The organism is Marinobacter antarcticus (assembly GCF_011049865.1).
GTDB lineage: Bacteria > Pseudomonadota > Gammaproteobacteria > Pseudomonadales > Oleiphilaceae > Marinobacter > Marinobacter antarcticus_A.
Genome location: NZ_DRGY01000148.1, coordinates 1 through 4,880 on the forward strand (window position 1 = coordinate 1; position 4,880 = coordinate 4,880).

The 4,880-nt window shown below is 55.9% G+C and carries 4 protein-coding genes; 1 reads left to right on the top strand and 3 read right to left on the bottom strand.

Going from position 1 to position 4,880, the window contains the following annotated elements:
* On the top strand, positions 1 to 2,244 hold a 2,244-nt coding region (locus ENI00_RS17910), incomplete at its 5' end, for an indolepyruvate ferredoxin oxidoreductase family protein (protein ID WP_304105458.1).
* Between the two features lie 47 nt (positions 2,245 to 2,291).
* On the opposite strand, the gene ENI00_RS17915 is transcribed toward ENI00_RS17910, so the two are convergent.
* The 3 genes from ENI00_RS17915 to ENI00_RS17925 all read right to left on the bottom strand — a co-directional run.
* Entirely contained in the window at positions 2,292 to 3,119 is an 828-nt protein-coding gene (locus tag ENI00_RS17915; RefSeq protein ID WP_304105461.1) for an SDR family NAD(P)-dependent oxidoreductase, read from the bottom strand.
* On the bottom strand, positions 3,116 to 3,307 hold the full coding sequence (locus tag ENI00_RS17920) for a hypothetical protein (RefSeq protein ID WP_304105464.1): 192 nt from the start codon (positions 3,305 to 3,307) through the stop codon (positions 3,116 to 3,118). The genes ENI00_RS17915 and ENI00_RS17920 overlap by 4 nt, the downstream gene beginning before the upstream one ends.
* Before the next feature lie 36 nt (positions 3,308 to 3,343).
* A partial coding sequence (locus tag ENI00_RS17925) for an OsmC domain/YcaO domain-containing protein (RefSeq protein WP_304105467.1) occupies positions 3,344 to 4,880 on the bottom strand: 1,537 nt, incomplete at its 5' end.

Here is a 4,880-nt window from a genome sequence, read left to right on the forward strand (position 1 = left end):
AAGCGCCTGCCGTATTTCTGTTCCGGCTGCCCACACAACACCTCTACGAAAGTGCCTGAGGGCAGTAAGGCGCTGGCCGGCATTGGTTGCCACTTTATGGCGTCCTGGATGGGCCGCAATACAGAGTCGCTGATCCAGATGGGGGGCGAAGGGGTTAACTGGATTGGTAAGAGTCGGTACATCGGCAACCCCCATGTGTTCCAGAACCTGGGCGAAGGCACGTATTTCCATTCCGGATCCATGGCCATTCGCCAGGCCGTTGCGGCCGGCATCAACATTACTTACAAGATTCTGTTCAATGACGCGGTGGCAATGACCGGCGGCCAGCCTGTGGATGGTCAGATCACTGTACCCATGATTGCGCAGCAGGTTGCCGCTGAAGGCGTGCGTCGGGTTGTGGTGCTCAGTGATGAACCGGAAAAGTACGATGACCGTAAACAGCTGTTCCCGAGCGACGTAACATTCCACGACCGCACGGAGCTGGATAAGGTTCAACGGGAGTTGCGTGATATTCCCGGCTGTACCATTCTGATATACGACCAGACCTGTGCTGCGGAGAAGCGCCGCCGGCGCAAGCGTAACCTGTACCCGGATCCCGCCAAGCGGGCGTTTATCAATCATCATGTGTGTGAAGGTTGTGGCGACTGCTCTGTGCAGTCGAACTGCCTTTCTGTGGTGCCGCGCCAGACGGAACTGGGCCGGAAACGCAAAATCGATCAGTCTTCCTGCAACAAGGATTACTCTTGCGTTAACGGTTTTTGCCCGAGTTTTGTGACCATCGAAGGCGGCCAGCTGCGCAAATCCCGCGGCATGGATACGGGTTCTGTGCTTACGGGCAAGCTCAGGGATATTCCGGAACCGGTGCTGCCGGAACTGGCGGGCTCCTACGATGTGTTAGTCGGTGGTGTGGGTGGCACAGGCGTTGTAACGGTAGGCCAGCTCATCACCATGGCCGCGCATCTTGAAGCCAAGGGCACGTCGGTGCTGGATTTTACCGGCTTTGCCCAGAAGGGCGGTACGGTGCTGAGCTACGTACGCATGGCGCCGTCTCCGGACAAGCTGCACCAGGTTCGTATCAGCAGCGGCCAGGCCGATGCAGTCATCGCCTGTGACCTGGTGGTTGCGTCCTCCCAGAAAGCGCTGAGCGTTTTACGGCCGGATTATACCCGCGTGGTCGCCAACGAAGCGGAGCTGCCCACCGGGGATTACGTGCTGTTCCGGGACGCGGACATGCAGTCAGAAAAGCGTCTGGATCTGATTCGTGATGCCGTTGGCGGTGATAATTTCGCACGGCTGGACGCCAATGGCATTGCGGAGAAGCTGCTGGGTGACACGGTGTTTTCCAACGTGATGATGCTGGGCTTTGCCTGGCAACGTGGGCTGTTGCCTTTGTCCCAAGCCGCACTAATGAAAGCCATTGAGCTGAATGGCGTGGCGGTTGAGCGCAACAAAGAAGCCTTCGGTTGGGGTCGCGTGGCCGCGACAGACGTGAAAGTTATCATCGATTTGTTGAACACCGGCGAAGCGCGGGTAGAGGAAGTGAAACCGGAGCCGGGCCTGGACGAGCTGATTACTATCCGCCACAAGCATTTGGTGAATTATCAGAACCGTCGCTGGGCCGATCGCTACACCGCGCTGGTAAAACAGGTGCGTGAGGCAGAGGACACGCTGGGCGAGACCAATCAATTGCTGACTCGCGCCGTGGCCCAACAACTGTACCGGTTTATGGCGTTCAAGGATGAATACGAAGTGGCACGCCTGTTCGCCGAAACCGACTTCATGAAGGAGGTGAACAACACCTTTGAGGGCGATTTCAAGGTTCACTTCCATCTGGCTCCGCCGATCATGAACCGGGGCGTGGACGCCCAGGGCCGGCCCAAAAAGCGCAAGTTCGGCCCCTGGATGTTCCGTGCGTTCAAACTGTTGGCTAAATTCCGGGTGCTGCGTGGCACGCCTGTCGATCCGTTCAGCTATTCCGCCGACCGGAAAATGGACCGGGCCCAACTGAAAGACTACCAGCAACTGGTGAAACGGATTGTCAGTGAGCTGGATGCCAGCAACTACGATACTTTCCTGCAGTTGGCGGAACTGAGCAGCGAGACTCGGGGTTATGGCCCTGTGCGTGAACAGGCGGCAGAAGCCATTCACGAAAAACAGTCACAGCTGATCAAAGCTCTTGATACGGGTCGGCCGACACTGATTCGAACCAGTCAGGCAGGCAATAAGGAGGCAGATCATGTTTGAATCGGCAGCGACTCGAGGACATGGTTTCTGGAGCCCGCTCCGGCGGGTCAACCCTGTCGTTTTTCTTTCGCGAGGGCCTTGGCAACTGTCTGATCGACGATCCAGTGCATAAGCTTGGTCGCCTTACGGGCCAGAAACCGCGTCATCTTCGCCCTGAAGCCGGGGGTGATCATGTATTCCCGCTTTCTGATGCCTTTGAGTATGCCGGCAACGGCCTCATCGACCGGCAGAACCCCTGCGAGCCCATTGACGGTTTCGGTAACCCTGCTTCCGTGGGCGCGCTCGTAGTCCAGCAGCGGCGTGGAAATTTCACCGGGGCACACCACCGAGACATCAATGCCTTTGAGTTTTTGCTCAACCCGGAGCACTTCGGCCAGGCCCACCACGCCGAACTTCGACGCCGCATAGGCTGACTGGGTGTAGCTGCCAGCCAGCCCGGCCAATGAGGCAATCAGCACCAGATGACCGCCACTGTGCATGTGCTTCAGCGCTCCGGCCGCAAAGTTTCGGCTGCCCAGAAGGTTCACGCGCACAACCTGTTCGAAGGTTTCATAGGGCAGGGAGGTAAACTCGCCGTTGCGCATCATGCCTGCGGAATTAATTGCCAAATCCGGTGGGCCCATGTCGCTGGTGGCTTTGTCCATTGCTGCTTCCAGAGCGATAGGATCCGTAACGTCCGCCGCGTAGAAGGCAACTTTCTGGCCCGGCCCCGCGTTGCTCTGTAGCTCGGTGGTTACGGAAGGGGCCATGCGCAGGTCAAAAATCGCAAGGTTCGCGCCTTCGCGGATCAGTGATTTGACGAGGCACAGCCCAATACCACTGCCCCCGCCGCTGATGAAGGCAACTCGGGGAGCGCCATGTTTCCAGGATGTCATGATGTCGGGCTCTTTGTAGATGGCTGGGATGAGTGGCCGAACTCGGCCGCCAGTTCCTGCATGGCTTGCTCAAAACTGAACACGGGTTTATAGCCCAGCAGTCTTTCACATTTTTCTGTGGAAAACTCGCTGGCGCCAGCGCCTTTTTCGTCAATATTGACGTTGCTGCCGAAAATTGCGAACCACACGACGGCGTCTTCCTGCGTGTTATCACCCGTTGTTTTTCAAGCCCTGGCAGCACGCGCTGCGTGCAGCTTCTTGTAGCTTTCAATCAGACGCAGGTGTTTTTCCAGACCTTCCAGTTGCATATTGGTCGGGGTAAGGCCGTAGAAACGCACATTGCCGTTCACCGAGCCCACAACAGCATCCATGGTTTGATCACCGAACATGCGCTGCAGATTAACCAGGTAGTCGCCCAGTTGAAGTTCGTCATCAAGGGTAATTTCCAACACCGCACTTACTGCCTGATAAAACAGCCCGCGTTCAACGGTGTTGTCATTGAACTGCATAAAGGATTCTGCCCGTTCAAGGGCTTCCTCGTGCTGTTGCAGGGCAAGGTTGATCAACAGCTTTAACTCAAGAACGGTGAGCTGCCCCCAGACCGTATTTTCATCAAATTCAATACCGATCAAAGTAATAATGTCCGTGTAGTCATCGATCTGGCTGTCTTCAAGGCGCTCAGCCAGCGCAGCCAACTGTTCATCACTCAGGGCGTGAAGGTTGAGGATGTCTTCACGGTAGTCGAGGGCCCGATTCGTGTTATCCCAAATAAGGTCTTCCACTTGGTACACCTCGGAATAACCGGGTACCAGTATGCGGCACACCGGGGCACCCAGATCGTCGTACACCGCGGTATAAACTTCTTTGCCCATATCTTTGAGGATGTTAAACAGGCAAGCCGCTTCTTCTTCGTTGGTGCCTGAGAAGTCCCATTCGTTAAACTCGCAGTCAGGCTTGGCACTGAAGAAACGCCAGGAAACGACGCCGCTGGAATCAATAAAGTGTTCCACGTAGTTATTAGGCTCGGTGATCGCGAGGCTGTTAAAGGTTGGCGGTGGAAAATCGTTCAGACCTTCAAAGCTGCGGCCCTGCATTAGCTCGGTAAGGCTGCGCTCCAGCGCTACTTCCAGCGTAGGGTGGGCGCCGAAAGAGGCAAAAAAACCGCCGGTTTTCGGGTTCATCAGCGCCACGCAGGCGACCGGAAACTGGCCGCCGAGAGAGGCGTCTTTAACCAGCACCGGATAACCCTGTGTTTCCAGCGCCTGAATGCCTTCAAGAATGTTCGGGTATTTTTCCAGCACGTGCAGAGGTACATCGGGAAGGGTAATTTCCTCCTGAATGATCTGTTTTTTGACCGCACGCTCAAAGATTTCTGACAGGCACTGCACTTGCGCCTCAAACAGAGTGTTGCCCGCACTCATACCATTGCTCAGAAACAGGTTCTCTATCAGGTTGGAAGGGAAGTGCACCTCTTCGCTGTCGGAATAGCGCACAAAGGGCAACGCGCAAATGCCGCGCTTTGCATTGCCGGAGTTGGTGTCTATGAGGTTGGACCCAACCAGTTCATCCTCCGGGTTGTAGATAGACAGGCAGTGGTCATCCAGAATACCCGACGGCAGCTCGTCATTGGGCCCGGGCTTGAACCACCGCTCTTTTGGGTAGTGAACAAACGCACTGTTGGCGATTTCCTCACCAAAAAACTGATCGTTGTAGAAGAAGTTGCAGTTCAGTCGCTCAATAAATTCGCCCAAAGCAGAACAC